Source organism: Actinomadura sp. WAC 06369 (assembly GCF_003947565.1).
GTDB lineage: Bacteria > Actinomycetota > Actinomycetes > Streptosporangiales > Streptosporangiaceae > Spirillospora > Spirillospora rifamycini.
The window spans coordinates 18775-35451 of record NZ_QHJN01000028.1 but is presented as its reverse complement, the minus strand read 5'-3'; the positions used below and the strand labels follow the sequence as shown (position 1 = coordinate 35451).

The 16677-nt window shown below is 68.0% G+C and carries 18 protein-coding genes, 1 tRNA gene and 1 pseudogene; 9 read left to right on the top strand and 11 right to left on the bottom strand.

What is annotated here, in order from left to right:
• Positions 1-29: 29 nt before the first annotated feature.
• Entirely contained in the window at positions 30-656 is a 627-nt protein-coding gene (locus DMH08_RS10400; protein WP_125613303.1) for a TIGR03086 family metal-binding protein, read from the bottom strand.
• Between the two features lie 386 nt (positions 657-1042).
• On the opposite strand from DMH08_RS10400, the gene DMH08_RS10395 reads away from it, so the two are divergent.
• Both DMH08_RS10395 and DMH08_RS10390 read left to right on the top strand, forming a co-directional pair.
• Positions 1043-3190, top strand: coding sequence for a (Fe-S)-binding protein (locus DMH08_RS10395; RefSeq protein ID WP_026402833.1), 2148 nt, complete (start codon positions 1043-1045; stop codon positions 3188-3190).
• Between the two features lie 129 nt (positions 3191-3319).
• Positions 3320-4078, top strand: coding sequence for a ZIP family metal transporter (locus DMH08_RS10390; RefSeq protein ID WP_125613301.1), 759 nt, complete (start codon positions 3320-3322; stop codon positions 4076-4078).
• A gap of 99 nt (positions 4079-4177) precedes the next feature.
• On the opposite strand, the gene DMH08_RS10385 is transcribed toward DMH08_RS10390, so the two are convergent.
• The 4 genes and pseudogenes from DMH08_RS10385 to dcd form a co-directional block, all read right to left on the bottom strand.
• Positions 4178-5026: a glycine betaine ABC transporter substrate-binding protein gene (locus DMH08_RS10385; RefSeq protein WP_233617514.1), complete on the bottom strand. Its 849-nt coding sequence runs from the start codon at positions 5024-5026 to the stop codon at positions 4178-4180.
• A gap of 71 nt (positions 5027-5097) precedes the next feature.
• Positions 5098-5826, bottom strand: a pseudogene (locus DMH08_RS10380) (ABC transporter permease); the annotation flags it as partial.
• Positions 5827-5969: 143 nt separating this feature from the next.
• Entirely contained in the window at positions 5970-7187 is a 1218-nt protein-coding gene (locus tag DMH08_RS10375; RefSeq protein ID WP_267898533.1) for a quaternary amine ABC transporter ATP-binding protein, read from the bottom strand.
• Between the two features lie 232 nt (positions 7188-7419).
• A complete protein-coding gene (gene dcd / locus DMH08_RS10370; protein ID WP_026402829.1) occupies positions 7420-7995 on the bottom strand; it encodes a dCTP deaminase in 576 nt (191 codons plus the stop codon).
• 78 nt (positions 7996-8073) lie between these two features.
• Here dcd and DMH08_RS10365 point away from each other — a divergent pair.
• Positions 8074-8147 (top strand) — tRNA-Gly (locus DMH08_RS10365).
• Positions 8148-8236: 89 nt separating this feature from the next.
• Here the strand turns inward: DMH08_RS10365 and DMH08_RS10360 are convergent.
• Positions 8237-8482, bottom strand: coding sequence for a hypothetical protein (locus DMH08_RS10360; protein WP_199747721.1), 246 nt, complete (start codon positions 8480-8482; stop codon positions 8237-8239).
• Between the two features lie 116 nt (positions 8483-8598).
• Entirely contained in the window at positions 8599-9174 is a 576-nt protein-coding gene (locus DMH08_RS10355) for a hypothetical protein (RefSeq protein WP_125613299.1), read from the bottom strand.
• Positions 9175-9682: 508 nt separating this feature from the next.
• Here DMH08_RS10355 and DMH08_RS10350 point away from each other — a divergent pair.
• Together DMH08_RS10350 and DMH08_RS10345 are read left to right on the top strand one after the other, a co-directional pair.
• Complete coding sequence (locus tag DMH08_RS10350; RefSeq protein WP_125613297.1) at positions 9683-10126, top strand: hypothetical protein; 444 nt, start codon at positions 9683-9685, stop codon at positions 10124-10126.
• Positions 10127-10364: 238 nt separating this feature from the next.
• Positions 10365-10724 (top strand): VOC family protein, encoded by a 360-nt coding sequence (locus DMH08_RS10345; protein WP_125613328.1) that lies wholly within the window; start codon positions 10365-10367, stop codon positions 10722-10724.
• Between the two features lie 1000 nt (positions 10725-11724).
• Here the strand turns inward: DMH08_RS10345 and DMH08_RS42335 are convergent.
• On the bottom strand, positions 11725-11850 hold the full coding sequence (locus DMH08_RS42335) for a hypothetical protein (RefSeq protein ID WP_267898532.1): 126 nt from the start codon (positions 11848-11850) through the stop codon (positions 11725-11727).
• A 122-nt stretch (positions 11851-11972) separates the two neighbouring features.
• Between DMH08_RS42335 and DMH08_RS10340 the strand changes: the two genes are divergently transcribed.
• A complete protein-coding gene (locus tag DMH08_RS10340) occupies positions 11973-12539 on the top strand; it encodes a hypothetical protein (RefSeq protein WP_125613295.1) in 567 nt (188 codons plus the stop codon).
• 145 nt (positions 12540-12684) lie between these two features.
• On the opposite strand, the gene DMH08_RS10335 is transcribed toward DMH08_RS10340, so the two are convergent.
• The gene (locus DMH08_RS10335) at positions 12685-13191 is read right to left on the bottom strand and encodes a hypothetical protein (RefSeq protein ID WP_125613293.1); all 507 of its coding nucleotides are present in this window, start codon (positions 13189-13191) and stop codon (positions 12685-12687) included.
• Between the two features lie 65 nt (positions 13192-13256).
• On the opposite strand from DMH08_RS10335, the gene DMH08_RS10330 reads away from it, so the two are divergent.
• From DMH08_RS10330 to DMH08_RS10320, 3 genes are all read left to right on the top strand, one after another.
• Positions 13257-13661 (top strand): gamma-glutamylcyclotransferase family protein, encoded by a 405-nt coding sequence (locus tag DMH08_RS10330; RefSeq protein ID WP_158642286.1) that lies wholly within the window; start codon positions 13257-13259, stop codon positions 13659-13661.
• A gap of 44 nt (positions 13662-13705) precedes the next feature.
• Positions 13706-14719 carry a hypothetical protein gene (locus DMH08_RS10325; protein ID WP_026402826.1) on the top strand — a complete coding sequence of 338 codons (1014 nt, stop codon included), beginning with the start codon at positions 13706-13708 and terminating at the stop codon, positions 14717-14719.
• 112 nt (positions 14720-14831) lie between these two features.
• On the top strand, positions 14832-15332 hold the full coding sequence (locus DMH08_RS10320; RefSeq protein ID WP_026402825.1) for a protein-tyrosine phosphatase family protein: 501 nt from the start codon (positions 14832-14834) through the stop codon (positions 15330-15332).
• Positions 15333-15339: 7 nt separating this feature from the next.
• Here DMH08_RS10320 and DMH08_RS10315 read toward each other — a convergent pair whose 3' ends face one another.
• Together DMH08_RS10315 and DMH08_RS10310 are read right to left on the bottom strand one after the other, a co-directional pair.
• Positions 15340-15678 (bottom strand): hypothetical protein, encoded by a 339-nt coding sequence (locus tag DMH08_RS10315; RefSeq protein WP_026402824.1) that lies wholly within the window; start codon positions 15676-15678, stop codon positions 15340-15342.
• A 16-nt stretch (positions 15679-15694) separates the two neighbouring features.
• Positions 15695-16657, bottom strand: a complete 963-nt coding sequence (locus tag DMH08_RS10310; protein WP_125613289.1) for a YbgA family protein — start codon at positions 16655-16657, stop codon at positions 15695-15697.
• Positions 16658-16677 lie beyond the last annotated feature (20 nt).

The following is a 16677-nucleotide window of genomic DNA, read 5'->3' as shown; positions in this document are numbered from 1 at the left end:
ACCGCCGCCCCGGACCCCGGTGCCCGCGTTCAGGGCGCCGGGGTCCGCCGCACGGGGGAGCCGTGCGGCGGCGTCCAGGCGGGGTCCCGCCCGGTCAGCGCGATCAGCCGGTCGAGCGGCCCGGCGTCCGCCGGCACCGCGACCGCCGGGCCGAACAGCCCCTCGATCCCCGCGCCGCCGCTCTCCTCGACGGACGGCCCGACGAACGCGAGGCACGCCTCCACCTCGTCCGTCCCGGCGTCGTAGGGCTGGCCGGTGGCGCGCGCGACGTCCCAGCCGTGCACGACGATCTCGTTCAGCGCGACGCTCGCGGCGACGTCGCCCGGCATCTCGATGCCCCCGGCCTCCGTCGTCCCCTCGCGGGCCCCGGGGACGCGCCAGGCCGCGGCGAGCGCGTCCAGCGCCGCGGGGATCCGCACCCGCCAGTCGGGCGCCAGGTTCGCGGCGGCGGCGGACGGCGGCGGGGAGCCGCCCTCGGGACGGTCCTTGGCGGCGGCCATCGCGAACGCGATCGACAGGCCGTGGACGTGGTCGAGCAGCGCGGCGAGGTCCATGTCCGGGCAGGGCGTCGGCATGGCCGGCGCGGAGTCGGGGATCGCGGCGAGCAGCCCGGCCAGGCGGCGGGCCGCGGGGCCGTGGTCGGCGGTCGGCGTCATCGTGCATCCTCCGTGGACGGCGGGGAGACCGGCCGGTCGTGTCCCGGTCTTCAGGATGCGGACCGCCGGACGGCGCGGAACTCATCGATAGTCGGAGCGGAGGATCGCGCGTGCGCGAGGGCCGCGCCGCGGGCAGGGCGGGAACGGCGGTGGGCTGTGCGCGCGCACAGGGCGGTTGTGGCGGGGACAGCGGGTACCGCTTGGACCGTGGGCGCCGTGTACCGGGCGGGGGGCCGCCGGGTACGCTCCGTCCTGGTCTGCGACGGTGCCGACCAGCGTGTGTGACGCATAAGCTACTACCGAGTAGTATTCGGGACCCGGATGAGGTGCAGTCTGTCACGAGCCCTACGCTGACTGCCATCGCCCGTACCCAGGAGGACGGAACAGTGTACTGGATCACGTTGATCATCGGGCTCGCCGGACTGGCGGTCACGCTGGCGCTCGCGGGGCGGCGGGTGCTGTTCCTGTACAAGACCGCCAAGGTCGGGCAGCCCGACCCGGAGCGGACGCTTCAGGTCAAGCGCGAGCCCAAGAAGGCAGTCGAGGGCCAGGCCGTCGAGGTCCTGGGGCAGCGCAAGCTGCTGAAGTGGACGATCGCCGGCGCCGCGCACTTCGCGGTCATGTGGGCGTTCTTCCTGCTCGCCACCGTCTACCTCGAAGCGGCCGTGCAGCTCCTGTTCGGGCTCGAGGCGCACATCCCGTTCCTGCAGACGTGGGGCCCCATCGGGTTCGTCCAGGACACCATCGCCCTCGCGTGCTTCGCGGGCCTGGCCGTCTTCACCGCCATCCGCGTCAAGAACTCGCCCAAGCGCATCGGCCGCCAGTCCCGGTTCAAGGGCTCGCACCTGTCCGGCGCCTGGATCACGCTGTTCATGATCTTCAACGTGATCTGGACGATGTTCTTCTTCCGGGGCGTCGAGGTCGCGCGCGGCAACTTCGGCTACAGCGGCGCCGCGTACTTCTCCCACCTGACCGGGAACCTGTTCGACGGCATGTCGGACGACACCCTGCACGTGCTGGAAGCCGTCGGCCTGCTGGCGCACATCGGCGTCGCGTTCATCTTCCTGGTGTTCGTCGTCAACTCCAAGCACCTGCACATCTTCCTGGCGCCGCTGAACGTCATGTTCAAGCGCCGCCCGGACGGCCTGGGCGCCGCGCAGCCGATGATGTCGGGCGGCAAGCCGCTCGACTTCGAGGAGGCCGACCCCGACGAGGACGTCTTCGGCCGCGGCAAGATCGAGGACTTCACCTGGAAGGGCTTCCTCGACATGGCGACCTGCACCGAGTGCGGTCGCTGCCAGTCGCAGTGCCCCGCCTGGAACACCGGCAAGCCGCTGTCGCCCAAGATGGTCATCCTGGAGCTGCGCGACCACGCCCTGGCCAAGGCCCCCTACATGCTCGCCTCCGAGGAGGAGCGCGAGAAGTTCACCGACGAGCAGAAGCTCGCCATGCAGGTGGACAAGGAGCTCGTCGCCGACGACGGCGTCATCCACCCCGACGTCCTGTGGTCCTGCACCAACTGCGGCGCGTGCGTCGAGCAGTGCCCGGTCGACATCGAGCACATCGACCACATCCTGGACATGCGCCGCTTCCAGGTGATGATCGAGTCCTCGTTCCCGTCCGAGGCCGGCGTCATGCTGAAGAACCTCGAGAACAAGGGCAACCCGTGGGGGATGTCCGAGATGAAGCGCCTCGAGTGGATCGAGGAGCTCGACTTCGAGGTCGAGGTCGTCGACGACAAGGTCTCCGAGGACACCGAGTACCTGTTCTGGGTCGGCTGCGCCGGCGCCCTGGAGGACCGGGCCAAGAAGACCACCAAGGCCGTCGCCGAGCTGCTGCACATCGCGGGCGTCAAGTTCGCCGTGCTCGGCCCGATGGAAGCCTGCACCGGTGACCCGGCCCGCCGCCTGGGCATGGAGTTCGTGTTCCAGATGCTCGGCCAGCAGAACGTCGAGACCCTGAACGACGCGGGCGTCAAGAAGATCGTCGCGACCTGCCCGCACTGCTTCAACACCCTGGCCAACGAGTACCCGCAGATCGGCGGGAACTACGAGGTCGTCCACCACACCCAGCTGCTCGCGCACCTGGTCGAGGAGGGCAAGCTCACCCCGGTCGCCCCGATCGAGGAGAACATCACCTACCACGACCCCTGCTTCCTGGGCCGCCACAACAAGGTCTACAAGCAGCCGCGCGACATCATGGCGACCGTCCCCGGCGTCAAGACCCAGGAGATGCACCGGCACAAGGACCGCGGCTTCTGCTGCGGCGCCGGCGGCGCCCGGATGTGGATGGAAGAGCGCATCGGCAAGCGCATCAACACCGAGCGCGTCGACGAGGCGCTGGAGACCAACCCCGACACCGTCTCCACCGCGTGCCCGTTCTGCCTCGTCATGCTCGGCGACGCCATCAACGAGAAGAAGAACGAGGGCGCGGCCAAGGAGTCCCTGGAAGTTGTGGACGTCTCCCAGCTCCTGATCCGCTCCATCAAGGGCGAGGGCAGCGCCCCCGAAAAGGAGCCCGTCGCGGCCGAGTGACCCGCAAGCCGCACGCGGCCCCGTCCCCGGTTCGTCCGGGGGCGGGGCCGTTCGCATGGACCGGAAGGTCAAGCGTTCTGGGGCGCGCCATGAACAGGTAGGAAGATCCACGCGGGTAGAGACCGGCTCATGGCCGTCCTCGTCTCCGTGCTCGCGTTCGCCATGACGCTCGCGGGCGGGCTCGCGGCCATGCGCGTCCGCGACCACCGGCACCTCGTCCTCGGCCTCGCCGGCGGCCTCATGCTCGGCGTCGTCGCGTTCGACCTCATCCCCGAGTCCCTCGACCTCGCGGACGCCCACCCCCTCGGCGTCCCCGCCCCCATGATCGGGTTCGCCGCCGGATTCCTGCTGCTGCACGTCGTCGAGCAGGCCGTCGCGATCCACCGCGCCCACGAGGACGAGTACGCCCCGCACGTCCACGCCCACGGGCACGGCCCCGGGCACGGCCCCGGCTCCCGGGCGGGCCTGCTCGCCGCCCTCGCGCTCGTCCTGCACAGCCTCGTCGACGGCATCAGCATCGGGCTCGGCTTCCAGTCCGGCCGGGACGTCGGCATCGCCGTCACCCTCGCCGTCATCACCCACGACTTCGCCGACGGCTTCAACACCTTCACCGCCGCGTCGCTGCGCCGCACCGACCGCCGCCCCGCCCTCGCGCTCCTGCTCGCCGACGCCCTCGCCCCCATCGCCGGCGCCGCGCTCACCACCCTCGGCACCGTCCCCGACGCCGTCCTCGGCCCCTACCTCGGGCTGTTCGCCGGGGTCCTGCTGTACCTCGCCGCCGCCGAGATCCTCCCCGAGGCCCACAGCCGCCACCCCCGCGTCCTCACCCTCTGCGCGACCGGCCTCGGCCTCCTCGCCGTCCTGCTCGTCGCCGGGATCGCCCACTGAACGCCCGGCAACGGCAGAGGGCCGTCCGGTTCGCACCGGACGGCCCTCTGACACCCCTCGTAACGTCCCAGGTCGGGAGGGACGTTCAGCGGCGCGCGATCAGCCCGTCATGGACGTCGCGAAGTTCGGGTTCGCCTTCAGCCACTCGTCCACGGCCTGCTCGGGCTTGCCCTTGTACTTGTTCTCCAGGAGGTCCTCGAGTGACCCCAGCTGCTGGTCGTCCATCTTGAACTTCTTCAGCCAGCCGGCGACCTCCGCCTGGTCCTCGCCGAAGCCCTCACGCGCGACGGTGAAGATGCCGTCGGGCTTGCCCATGGCGCCCTTCGGGTCCTCCAGGTCGCGGATCGGGAACTTCGCGTACGCCCAGTGCGGCCGCCACAGCGTGACGACGATGTTCTCCTTGGCGTCGATCGCCTTCTGGAGCTCGGTGAGCATCGCCGGCGTCGACGACGTCTTCACCTTCCACTCGTCGTCCAGCCCGTACGCCGGGAGCATCTCCTTCGAGGACACCCGGAACAGGCCCGAGCTCTGCTCGATGCCGACGATCGTCCCGTCGTACTCCCCGTGCTTGCCCTTCAGGTCCTCCAGGGACTTCAGCGGCGAGTACTCCGGCACGGCGATCGTCAGCGGCGCCGAGTCGTACCACGACCCGACCTTCTCCAGCTTGTCGCCGTACTGCTCCCAGTAGTCCTCGTGCGTGCCCGGCAGCCAGGCGTCGAGGAACAGGTCCACGTCGCCCTGCGCCATGCCCGTGTACAGCGGCCCGGTGTCGAGCGTCTTGACCTCGACCTCGTAGCCCTTGTCCGTGAGCAGCTTGTCCCACAGGTGCGTGGCGGCCTCGCCCTCGGCCCAGCCCGAGACCATGCCGATCGTGATCTTCTTGTCGTCCCCGCCGCCGGAGTCCCCCGACCCGCACGCGGCGGTGCCGAAAGCGAGCGTCAGAGCCATCGCCCCGACCGCAAGACCCTTGAATTTCAGGCGCATGCCCGTCCTTTCCTTGTGTTGCGTACCTGACCGGTCTAGATCCCGACCGCCGCGGCGCGCGAGACGCTCGAGCGGTCGCCCAGGGCACCGGTCAGCCGGTCCAGGAAAATGGCGAGCACGACGACGGCGATGCCGCCCTCGAACCCGGCGGCGACGTCCACGCGCTGGATCCCGCCCAGCACCACCTCGCCGAGGCCGCCCGCGCCGACCATGCCCGCGATCACGACCATGGACAGCGACAGCATGATCAACTGGTTGACGCCCGCCATGATCGACGGCATCGCGAGCGGGATCTGGATCCGGGTGAGGATCCGGCCCGACGGCGTCCCGAACGCCTCGCCGGCCTCGACCATCTCCGGGTCGACGCCGCGGATGCCCAGCTCGGTCAGCCGGACCCCCGGCGGCATCGCGAAGATCACCGTCGCGACCATGCCCGGCACCGGCCCGATGCTGAAGAAGAAGATCGCCGGGATCAGGTAGACGAACGCCGGCATCGTCTGCATCAGGTCCAGCACCGGCCGCAACGCCCGGCTCACCATGTCGTTGCGCGCCGCCGCGATGCCGAGCGGGATCGAGATGACCACCGCCACCACCGCCGACACCAGCACCAGCGCCAGCGTGTCCATCGCCGGCTCCCACAGCTCGATGCTGTCGATCAGCATGAACCCGAGCAGCGCGAACAGGCCGACCTTCCAGCCCGCCACGAACAGCCCGATGAGCGCCAGGATCGCGATCAGCACCAGCGGCGGCAGCGCCAGCAGCCCGTCCGCGAGGCCCTCCACGGTCGCCTCGCCGACCGTCACGATGCCGTCGAACAGCCAGCCCAGATTGTCGTTGCACCAGTCGACGACCGTCGAGAACCACTCGCCGACCTCGAGACGCGGCAGCTCCACCGCCATGCCCGTACTCACGCCTGCTCCTTGCTCAGCGCGGGCTCGGGCGCCACGACGTCCTGCACCACCGCGTCGTCCACCTGCGTGTTGATCGCGCCGAGCGCCGCCAGCAGCGTCACCCGCGGGATCACGCCCAGCAGCGTCCCGTCCTCATCGGCCACCGGCACCGGCAGGTCGCTCTCCGCGCACCGCGCGAACAGCTCCGCCACCGGGGTGTCCGGCGACACCGGTTCCGGATCCTCCGCGTCGATCAGGCCGTCGAGCTTGTCGACGCCGTCCTGCACCGCGTCGGCCACCTTCGCCGCCCGCACCCGGCCCCGCAGCTTGCGGTCCTTCGTCACCACGAACGCGGCGGACGTCTGGTGCTCGCGCATCGTCCGCAGCGCCGTCCGCGGACCCGTCGTCGCGAGCACCGTGACCAGCGGCTTCTCCATGACCGACGACGCGGTCAGCACCCTGGTACGGTCCACGTCCGCGACGAACTGGGCGACGTAGTCGTTGGCCGGATCGGTCAGGATCTCCTCGGCGGTGCCGATCTGGACGATCCGCCCCTCGCGCATCACCGCGATGCGGTCGCCGATCCGCATGGCCTCGTTCAGGTCGTGCGTGATGAACACGATCGTCTTGCCGAACCGCGACTGCAGGTCCAGCAGCAGATCCTGGACCTCCCGCCGGATCAGCGGGTCGAGGGCGCTGAACGCCTCGTCCATCAGAATGATGTCGGTGCCCGACGCCAAAGCCCGGGCGAGCCCGACGCGCTGCTTCATCCCGCCCGACAACTGCCCCGGAAGCTTGCTCTCCCAGCCCTCCAGGCCGACCAACTTCAGGAACTCGCGGGCGGTCTTCTCACGTTCTTCCTTCGCGACACCACGAACCTCGAGCCCGTACGCGGCGTTCGCCAGAACCGTTCGGTGAGGGAAGAGCGCGAAGTGCTGGAACACCATGCTGACCTTGTTCTGCCGCGCGGCCCGCAGGGCCTTCGGCGACAGTTTGGCGATGTCCTCGCCGTCGATCTCGATGCTGCCCGCCGTCGCCGGCAGCAGCCCGTTCAGCATCCGGATCAACGTGGACTTCCCGGAGCCCGACAGCCCCATGACCACGAAGATCTCGCCCTGCTCCACCTCGAACGTCGCGTCGACCACAGCGGGCGTGACGCCGAGCTTGCGGACCTCCTCAAGGCCCGCGCCGTTCTTGATCCTCCGTTGAGCCTCGGCCGCCTTGCGGCCGAACAACTTTGTGACGCCTTCCGCGCGGAGTATGGACACGATCTCCTTCCGGGTTCCCACGTCCAACCGGCGCGGAAACGGGTCGCCTACACGTCCAGGCGCCCGGACTCGACGAGACTCACGTAAAGAGACTGTCAAGCGAACGCCAACACTCTGCGTCGCCCGAAACTACCTGCTGAGGGAACATGTTTCATCTTTTGGTGAGTTCAGTCACGTTAGGGTCACAAAACAGACACGTTCACACCTTTGTGCGGTGGAAGTTCAGGTACGACCGCGACGGCGTCGGCCCCCGCTGGTCCTGGTAGCGCGACCCGTACTCCCGCGACCCGTACGGATACTCGGCCGGCGAACTCGTCCGGAACAGACACATCTGCCCGATCTTCATCCCGGGCCACAGCTTGATCGGCAGCGTCGCCACGTTCGACAGCTCCAACGTCACGTGACCGCTGAACCCCGGGTCGATCCACCCCGCCGTCGAGTGCGTCAGCAGCCCGAGCCGTCCGAGCGAGCTCTTCCCCTCGAGCCGCGCCGCCAGATCGTCCGGCAGCCCGAACACCTCGAACGTCGACGCGAGCACGAACTCCCCGGGGTGCAGCACGAACGCCTCGTCCGACTCCACCTCCACCGGCCGCGTCAGGTCCGGTTGCTCCATCGCCGGGTCGATGTGCGGGTACTTGTGGTTCTCGAACACCCGGAAGTACCGGTCCAGCCGCACGTCCACACTGGACGGCTGAACCATGCTCGGCTCGTACGGGTCGATCTTGACCCGCCCGGACTCGAGCTCGGACCTGATATCGCGATCGGAGAGCAGCACGCGAAAAAGCTACCCGGTCCACACACCCCCCGCCGATCCGGTACGATGGCGCAAGCACGGACGGCAACCCCGTCCCACGCGGGTGTAGTTCAATGGTAGAACTTCAGCTTCCCAAGCTGACAGCGCGGGTTCGATTCCCGTCACCCGCTCCACCACGAAGGCCCAGGTCAGGGAGCAGATCCCCGACACTGGGCCTTGATCGTTTCCGGCACCGCGAGGCCACCGGGCAAATAGCGGGCGGTTACGCCGGCACGAGCGAGCCCGCCGCGCCATCGTCCCCGTCATCCCGTTCGCGGTCGGCCTGGACGAGCGCGTCTAGAGCGTCCGCGATCGCGCGGTCAGCGTTGGCCGATCGATGCTGGTAGCGGAGCGCAGCTCGTTCGTTGTCGTGGCCCATCCTCGCCATGAGGTTCCGGAGCGAGACGCCCATGTCGGCAGCGAGGGTGTTGCCCGTGTGCCGGAGGTCGTGGAAGTGCAGGTTCGGCACCCGAGCGCCTTCACCACGAACGGCCACCGGGTGATCTTGTTGAAGCCGTGCGAGGCCGCTCTGGCTAAGGGGGGCACGTCTCGGGGTCCTCCATGACGGGAGGGTTCGGACGTCACTTAGCGGACTGCTGTGGCCGGCCGCCGTCTGCGACGCAGCACCAGGTGGACATTGAGCGCGATGATCACACCGAGTGCAGTCAGCCCCAGCCAGAACCCGAGACTGACCCCGACTCTGATTCCTAGCCTGTCGAAGAATTCCGCAACTTCGGCTGGCGGCATAGTCGGCGGCATCGGCAGAAACTCATATCCTAGTATGTCCAGCGACTTCGAGGCCCACAGCCCGGTTACTAGCAAGAGGCCGCCGGAGAAGGTTGCTGTAATAGCGGCGGCGAAGCTTCGCTTCTGCGGACTGGGTGCCAGGGCGGTACTCGCACCTACCACCAGGGCGACGAGCAGGGCGATCGGGAGGATGCGGACAGCCACGGGAAACGCGTTCGCTTCAGTGGCGATGTTCCAACAGGTAAACCCTTCGTCGGCTATCCAGCTCAATTCCGGGTGACCGGATCCCGCACTAGTGGCAATGCACGGAACGAACAAGAAGGTCAGCGCAGCGAGCACGAAACCAATCGGGTTGACCAGCCGTGTCACCACCCGCTCCAGGGGAGCCTGTTCATTTTTCTTCACGTCGTTCATCTGCTGGACTGTAGCCCAGGCCACCCGGGACCGGTCCCCAAAACGGCGGTATCGGCGCACCCACTTGACGGGGTTGCTGCCGGTTCACTCAGGCGCTGCCTGATAGTCGTAGTCACGCCGCACCGAATTCGCCAACTCCCGAGTCTCCATCGAGCCCGTGCGACGACGCCGCTACCACCCGATTCGCTGACTTCTACAGGGACCAGTCACGCAAGATGGCCTGATCATCCCAGTCGGCGGCCCCAGTGATCACGACACACCGTCACGCACCGGAGCCCGAGACGCACCCCTAGAACTTGGGCCAGCACGGCCAGGCGCACGCGCCGAAGGCCGGATGAGAACTTTTACGTTTTCAAGGGCGCCCGCTACGCGGCCGCCGCTGGTCGGTCCGGGCCGGGCGTGCGGCCTCTCCGACCCGCCCCGGCCGACCGGCTAGTCGGTACCTGCGGCCACGCCTAAGCCTGAGCCGCCGGTACCGGCTGTCCTACGTCGCATCTAAATTGCGCCCATGAGCTACGTCATACACTTCCTGAATCGGGAGCCTGGCCAGTCTTGGGAAGACGCCATGGACGCCATGGAAGAACGGGCTGCGGCCCCCGACGTCCTTACCCGCCCACCGAACTGGGAGACGGTCGTCACCAGGGTGGAGGAGCTTCTCGGAGATGTGTCAGTTGTGGAGAAGCCCCCTGTGTGGGAAATCGGACACGGGCCGACCGCCATCAAAGTAGGTTGCATCTCAGGTGAATGGTCTCTATCCGTGCCCTACTGGATCGATGGGAACGTGGCCAGAAGTACCGCTGAGCGAATCCGTGCCGGATGCGAGATCGTTCAAGCTGCGACAGGTCTCCAGGCTTACGACTCACAGGTAGACGAAGCAGTCCTCTCCGATGGGTGGGCGACAGAACAGGCCGCTTCCGTCTTCGATCAGGTGGCGAACCGCTTCCAAAGGTGAGGTACCCGCGGTTGAGCGTGCGCTTACCAAGGGGCCTCGCGGCCCCTGGACCCCCGCGCGCCGGAGGATGCTCCCGCGCGAAACCGTCCCTCTCGGACTGGGCGCCGTTCGCGCGGGAGCACCCTCCGGACCGGTTGCTGCGTCTATGCAGGCGTGCGACGGTTGAGACGCGGAGATAACGTCCCGCCGGGTGGTGTAGGCGGCGAATGGGACCGCGATCATCGATAGTGTGGCCGACATGGCGATCGCTCGCATGCCCCTCATCGTTATCGACTGCCCCGATCCTGGTGCACTCGCCAGGTTTTACGGCGCGATGCTGGATTGGAAGATCGATGTCTCCGCTGACCGGGCAGCGGCTTGCGGCGAGTCCGGCCAGTGCATCTCCTTCCACAAGGTGAATGGCTACTCGCCACCAGCGTGGCCGACCCAGGAGCGGCCCCAGCAAATGCACATCGATGTGATCGTTGACGACCTCGATGCTGCTGAGGCGGCAGTAATCGACCTCGGTGCGACCAAACACTCGGAGCAGCCCGGCACGTCTTACCGGGTCTTCCTGGACCCGGCAGGTCACCCCTTCTGTCTTTGCCTCCTGGAATGATCCCCCCACCGCCACGAGGGACGTGACGGCGCGGTGCGGAGGCGACCAAGTTGCAGGTCAGCCGGTTCGCGAGCGTGCAACCTGCGTGCAATGCAGGCCGGTGATCAAGGGGCAAGAGGGGTCATTTGAGGGAAGGCCAACGGGCAGGTCAGGCCCGATTACCAGCATGATCGGTTTGCTTCCCACGCTGACAGCGCGGGTTTGATTCCCGTCACCTGCTCCACCACGAAGGCCCAGGTCACTGACCCTGGGCCTTATCTCTTTTACCCCGGCCCGCGGCAGGGCGAGCTCGAACCAGGCGCAGCGCACGGATGTCCCCCAGGTCTCAGGCGCGGGTGCGCGCTGCCGCTCGATCATCCAGGCGACACTTCGGCCAACAAGCCTCCGGCGGGGGACTCCGGGAAGAGCATGCGTCCGGAAGTCGTTGGCGGAGCCGGCAAGATCAGGCCGGGGGGACCCTGCGGCGTGCTTCCTTCGGGGACAGGTACGGCTTGATCAGCCAAGACGAGGGTTGCTCCGGATGCAGCCCGAGCCTTCGGAGTGGTTCCGGATGGACGTAGATACTGGCGTTGCACCCGATCGTGCCGTCCGGTCGGCTCACGCGAGCGAGGTCGATCCGTACTTCCTCGTCGCGCACCGCATACGGGTAGTCGACACCACGCTCACGCAGTCAATGCCGTACAACCTCAGTAGCTCGCGGGCGACCTGCGGTGTTGGGGTAGCTGGCGATCAATACCCAGGCAATGCCATTGCGCTCCATTGCACCAGCGTAGGGAGGTGGGCCCAGCAGCGCCAGAAGCCGTGAGTAGCCGCCCCTCGGCAGGATCACGATGTGAACGCTGGTAGCGAGGTCGTCAGCCGGTCAAGGCCCGTCTTGGAACGGACGACCCCGTTCGTGGATGGTGGGCGCGGCCGACCGGTTCCACGTTGTTGATTATGCGCCTGCAGTATCCGGAGCATGCGCACGTACTCGGCGTCGTCGACACCCTCGTGGATGCGGTCATTCGGGCTGGGTGATCCCGAGCCTGTCCAGTTCCGCACGTAGATAGCCGACGATCTTATGCGAGGTGATTCCTGTCCAGTAGCCGACAGGCTGGGCTGCGAGTTCGGCGTCGGTGGAAATCATTGGCGTTTCTCATTGAGAGCTAATGACCTCCACGCTAGAACTTCTAGCTAACTCGAGATTAAGTGACGCTTTCGTGTACTCTGTGCTGCTTTATGGGCTTGTCGTCCACTAGGGTTCGAGACGTGATTAAAGATTCAGAGTACGAGGTTCTTCCGGACGGCATCACGATTGACAGCGGTATCGCGGAGAACGTCCCGCGTTATCGCAGGTTGGCGAGTCACTGGCGTGGGACGGGCGAAGTCAAGGGGCTGGACGGTGAGTTCAAGTTGCCTTACTTCTATCGTGCTGTTTCCAATGAGGCGCCCCGTGTCTGGGACGGTGCTCCGGAGGAAGAGGTGCGCCTGTTCGAGGATTTCCGGATCATCGATGGCGCTCCGCGTTCCGGCACCGGCACGTTCGTTGCTATTCGACTCAGTCCAGATGTGAGCTCACCAAGGCTTTGGGTATACGACCCGCGTATAGGTCCGCTGGAGTTGGACTATCTCGGTTATCTCGAGGCGCTGTCTCTGGCCAAGGGAGTTCACGGCTGGCAGTACCTATATGCCGATGTGAAACTCGGTGGTGTGGATTTTTGTCGCACGGTCGAGGGGGTGCGGCGCTGCACTTTCCTCGGCTCTTTCCGGAGTACGACTGCACCCGCTTGGTCGAACGGTTCGAGGCCAGGAGCGTTTAGTGAGCAGGTAGCATGAGCTTGTGGGGCAGGTCGTGCGGCGCCGCCGGGATAAATTCGGATCGATGTGCTCTACATGGTCTGTGGGCGAGAGGCGGTTCCTGTGGTGTCGGGATTGTCTCGGCGGCCGGGGTTGGTGGCTCGCGAGTTTGAGGACGGATTTGCTACGGGGTGCTGCCTTTGTAGGGTATCCATTTGTGGGTGTCGGTGAATCGTTCGAAGGTGGTTGTTGGGGGCAGGTGGATGTGGTTGGCGACTACTAGGCCGGGCAGTTCACCGGTTGCGAGTTCTTCGGACCAGTGTTGGCGTAGTTCGAGTGGGTCTACTAGTGACTCTGGGTCCCAGCCGACTATGGCGGCCTGGTAGTCGGTGAGTGTTGTTAGAAGTTCGTACAGGTTTGTTGCTAGTTCGGTTAGTTCTGTGGCGGTCAGCGGGAGGTGGGGGCTGCCTCTGTCCAGGGGTACGCCCCAGCCCACGCGGGCGGGGATGACGGACATCGCCAGGTAGGGGTGACCGGCGGTGTCGCTCACCGTGTCGAGCAGGGGTTTGTGGAGCGGGATCAGGTGCGGGCCGACTGGTAGTGCGGGGTGGGCCTCGACCAGGTCGGCGGCTTCGTTTGCCGCTCGTTTGTTGAGGCCGTAGTTGATTACTAGTTCGAATATGATTGCCATTGATCTCGAAGCCGAGTTGTGTTCGGTGGAGGTGCTTTGTGGGGCGCTTGTCTCGGGTGGTCCGTGTGGGGGCGGATGCTCTGTTCGTCTACGGTACTCTCCAGTTTCCTGAGGTTCTGACCGCGCTGATCGGGCGGGTTCCCGAGCGTGAGGCGGTGGGGGCGGAGGGGTGGCGGGTCGCTGCTTTGCCCGGACGGCCGTACCCGGGCATCGTCCCAGGTGACACGATTGTGCGCGGCTACCTGATCACCGGGCTCGATGCGGAGGAATGGCGCCTGCTGGACGCCTTCGAGGGGCCCGGCTACGAACTCGTCCGGATCGAGTTGACGGACGGCCGTTGCGGCTGGGCGTACGTGTGGCCCTCCGAAGTCGGGGACGGCGACTGGTCCGCGGAGGAGTTCGAGGCTCATGAGCTGGCCGTTTATGCGGAGCAGTGCTTGGAGTGGCGCCGGGGCTTTGAGGCGACGTGAGAGATCGTCGGCGGATTGACGGGGGTGGGCCCTAGGGTCCGTCTATGCCACCTACCGATGAGCAGATCCAAGGGCTCGTTAAGAAGTTCGTCGCGCTCGATTTGAGGAAGTGGGACGACGCCGAGATCGACCAGGCGCTCGCCTTCCTCGGCTGGCGGCGAGCGCAGGGCAAAGTCCGCGGGTACCCCGTGTCGTACTGCTACGAGGACTACGCGGCGGGGTGCCACGGGGAGACCCACGAGATGTACGACACCGGCCTCGGGCCCGGGGAGGTGGCCCGGCACGGGGGCGAGTACGGCTCCGAGATCTCCGTCGGGGTGGGGAAGGGCGACGACGTCTTCGGCCTGGTGCGGGAGGCTCTCGTGGACTTTCTCGGGCCGCCGTCGATCACCCGGGGGCCCGGTCCGCTGCTGCGCTGGCGCGATCCGCTGCGGATGCTGGAGGTCGATCGCTGCGGCGAGCACTCGACGTTGAGGGTGGTCCCGACCGAGGCCGTCGACCTGGAGGAGTGGCGCACATCGAAGTGGGCCGATGAGGATACCGGCCTCGAGCTGCTGGGCTCGTGGCAGATGGTCGGGCCGGGCGCTGAGTGGTTTCCGGGCGGCTTCTGGTCGGAGGAGGACGACTGGGGCCAGTTCGAAAACCGGCTGGCGGTGATCCTGCAGTCGGTCGTCGAGGAACTCCCCCTCCTGGGCGTGTCCCAACACTTCACCGTGGTCGTGCACCTCCCGAACGAAGTCGGGTTCGTGCAGTGGACCACCTACGACGACTGGACGCTGAGGATTGAGGCGTCCGTCCCTCGTCCATCGCCCCGCCCCGGCTGGGCGGAGGAGATGGCCGAACTGGGTTGGCGGCCGTGGGAGGAGGACCTCTCGTTGCTGCTGGTCCGCGAGTTCCCGACGGTCGGGTGGCAGGAGGCCAAGACCGCGGCGCGCATGCTGGTCGGGGCGCTGCGGTCCTACGGCGGGGACTTCGAGGACCTCTGGCACCAGGTGATCTCCCCGGACATCTGGCTGCTCACGATCGGGCTCCCCGACCGTGAGGGGGGCCGCTTCTGACGGCCGGTTCCGGACGGACGGGCGGGGGCGGGGCGGTCGGGTCGGTACGGTGGGCGCGTGACCGAATGATCTCCGCCCGGCCCGCGGCCGGGTGCGTCGCCGGGGAGCGCGCATGCGGACCAAAGGCCGTCCGGCACCCGATGCCGGGTCGCCGTGGAACGAGATCGTCCCCCTGCTGTGGATGGGCGGGCACCACTACCGGGAGGCCGGGGGCGCGCGGGTGCCGGCCGTGGTGCGCGGCGAGTTCGACCTGGTGGTCAGCCTCTACGTGCGGGACGGGCACGGCCCGGGCGCCGGGGTCGAGCACCGGCGCGTGGCGATCCCGGACGGGCCGTTGACCGCGGCGCAGCTCGAGGCGGTGTGCCGGGCGGCGGAGGGCGTCGCGGAGGCGGTGCGGGACGGTCGCCGCGTGCTGGTCCGCTGCCATTCGGGGTACAACCGGTCCGGTCTGGTCGTCGTGCAGGCGCTCGTCGGGCTGGGGTACGGCGTCGATGACGCGATCTTCCTGGTGCGGTACCGGCGGTCGAGGTGGGCGCTGAACAATCCGCTGTTCGTCGACTACCTGGGCACCGGGCTGGACGTCGCGCGGCTGCTGACGGGGCTGGACGCCTGAGGCGGCGTCAGCCGGGACGTCCGGCGCGGCGGGCGAGGTCGGCGGCGATGTGGTCCCAGTCGGGGCCGTGCAGCCACAGGTTGTCGGCGGCGCGGCGCAGCAGCACGGGGTCGTCGGGGCGCTGCAGGACGGCGAGGCGGTAGGCGAGGTTGCGCACCCAGACGGGGAGGCGGCCGTCGGCGATGTGGGGGGAGAGCTCGTCGAGCATCGCGACGATGGCGTCGGCGTCGGCGAACGTCAGTTCCTCGATGAAGTAGTGCTCCCGGTGCTCGCGGTCGCACGGGGGCGCGGGCCGGTACTCGTCGCCGTAGAGGCATCGGGCGTGGTCCGTCAGCGTGCGGTGCATGGCCGGGAGCCTACGGTCACAGGTGGTGGCGGAGCACGAGGGCTTCGGGGAACGGGTCGAGGTAGGTCTGGTCGGCCATGTAGCGGTACCGCTGGCCTTCGGCGTGGTGGCGGAGGAGGGCGATGGGGACGCTGAGCGGGGCGGTGCCGTTGCGGTAGGACTCGATGGCGGTGCGGACGTCGTCGCGGCGGGTGGTGTCGAGGCGGTCGCCGAGGAAGCCGAGGACGTGCTGGAGCGCGTTGGTGTGGCGGCCGCGGCTCGCGCGGACGGCGAGGGCGGCGGTGAAGGCGCGGCGGTAGTCGGCCTCGACGTCGGCGGGGTCGCGGGAGCCGGCGCGGGCGACGACGCGGCCGGTCGCGCGGTAGCCCTCGGGGTCGTGCGCGAGGAGCTGCATCTTGTGGCGGGCGTGGAAGGCGACGAGGTCGCGGGGGCGCCAGTCGGCGGCGAAGAACTCGCGGAGGCGCGCGTGGGCGAAGACGCGTTCGACGAAGTGCTCGCGGAGGACGGGGTCGTTGAGGCGTCCGTCCTCTTCGGCGGGGAGGTCGGGGAGGGCGGCGCGGACGCGGGCGGCGAACACGCCGGTGCCGCCGCGGTCGACGGGCTGGCCGTCGGTGCGCTCGCCGGGGAGGCCGGACGCGTAGCGGGGGAGGTTCCGCAGGCCGCAGCTGGGCGACCGGGCCTTGAACACGTAGCCGTCGAGGTCGTCGAGGTCGGGGACGCGGCGGTCGGCGAGCGCGGTCATGTCGGCGGTGGGGTCGGCGCCGTCCTTGGTGCGGATGCGGCCGTCGGTGTGCAGGCGCAGGGTGGGGCGGGGCGCGCCGAGGCCGATCTCCATCTCGGGGCAGACCGGCACCCAGTCGACATAGGGGGACAGGGCGCCGGTGAGGAACCGGTCGCGGCTGTGGGCGCCGTTGTAGCGGACGGGCGCGCCGAGGAGGCAGCTGGAGACCGCGATGCGCGGGCGCGGGTGCGTGTTCATTCCGCAGGTCGCCCTACCCG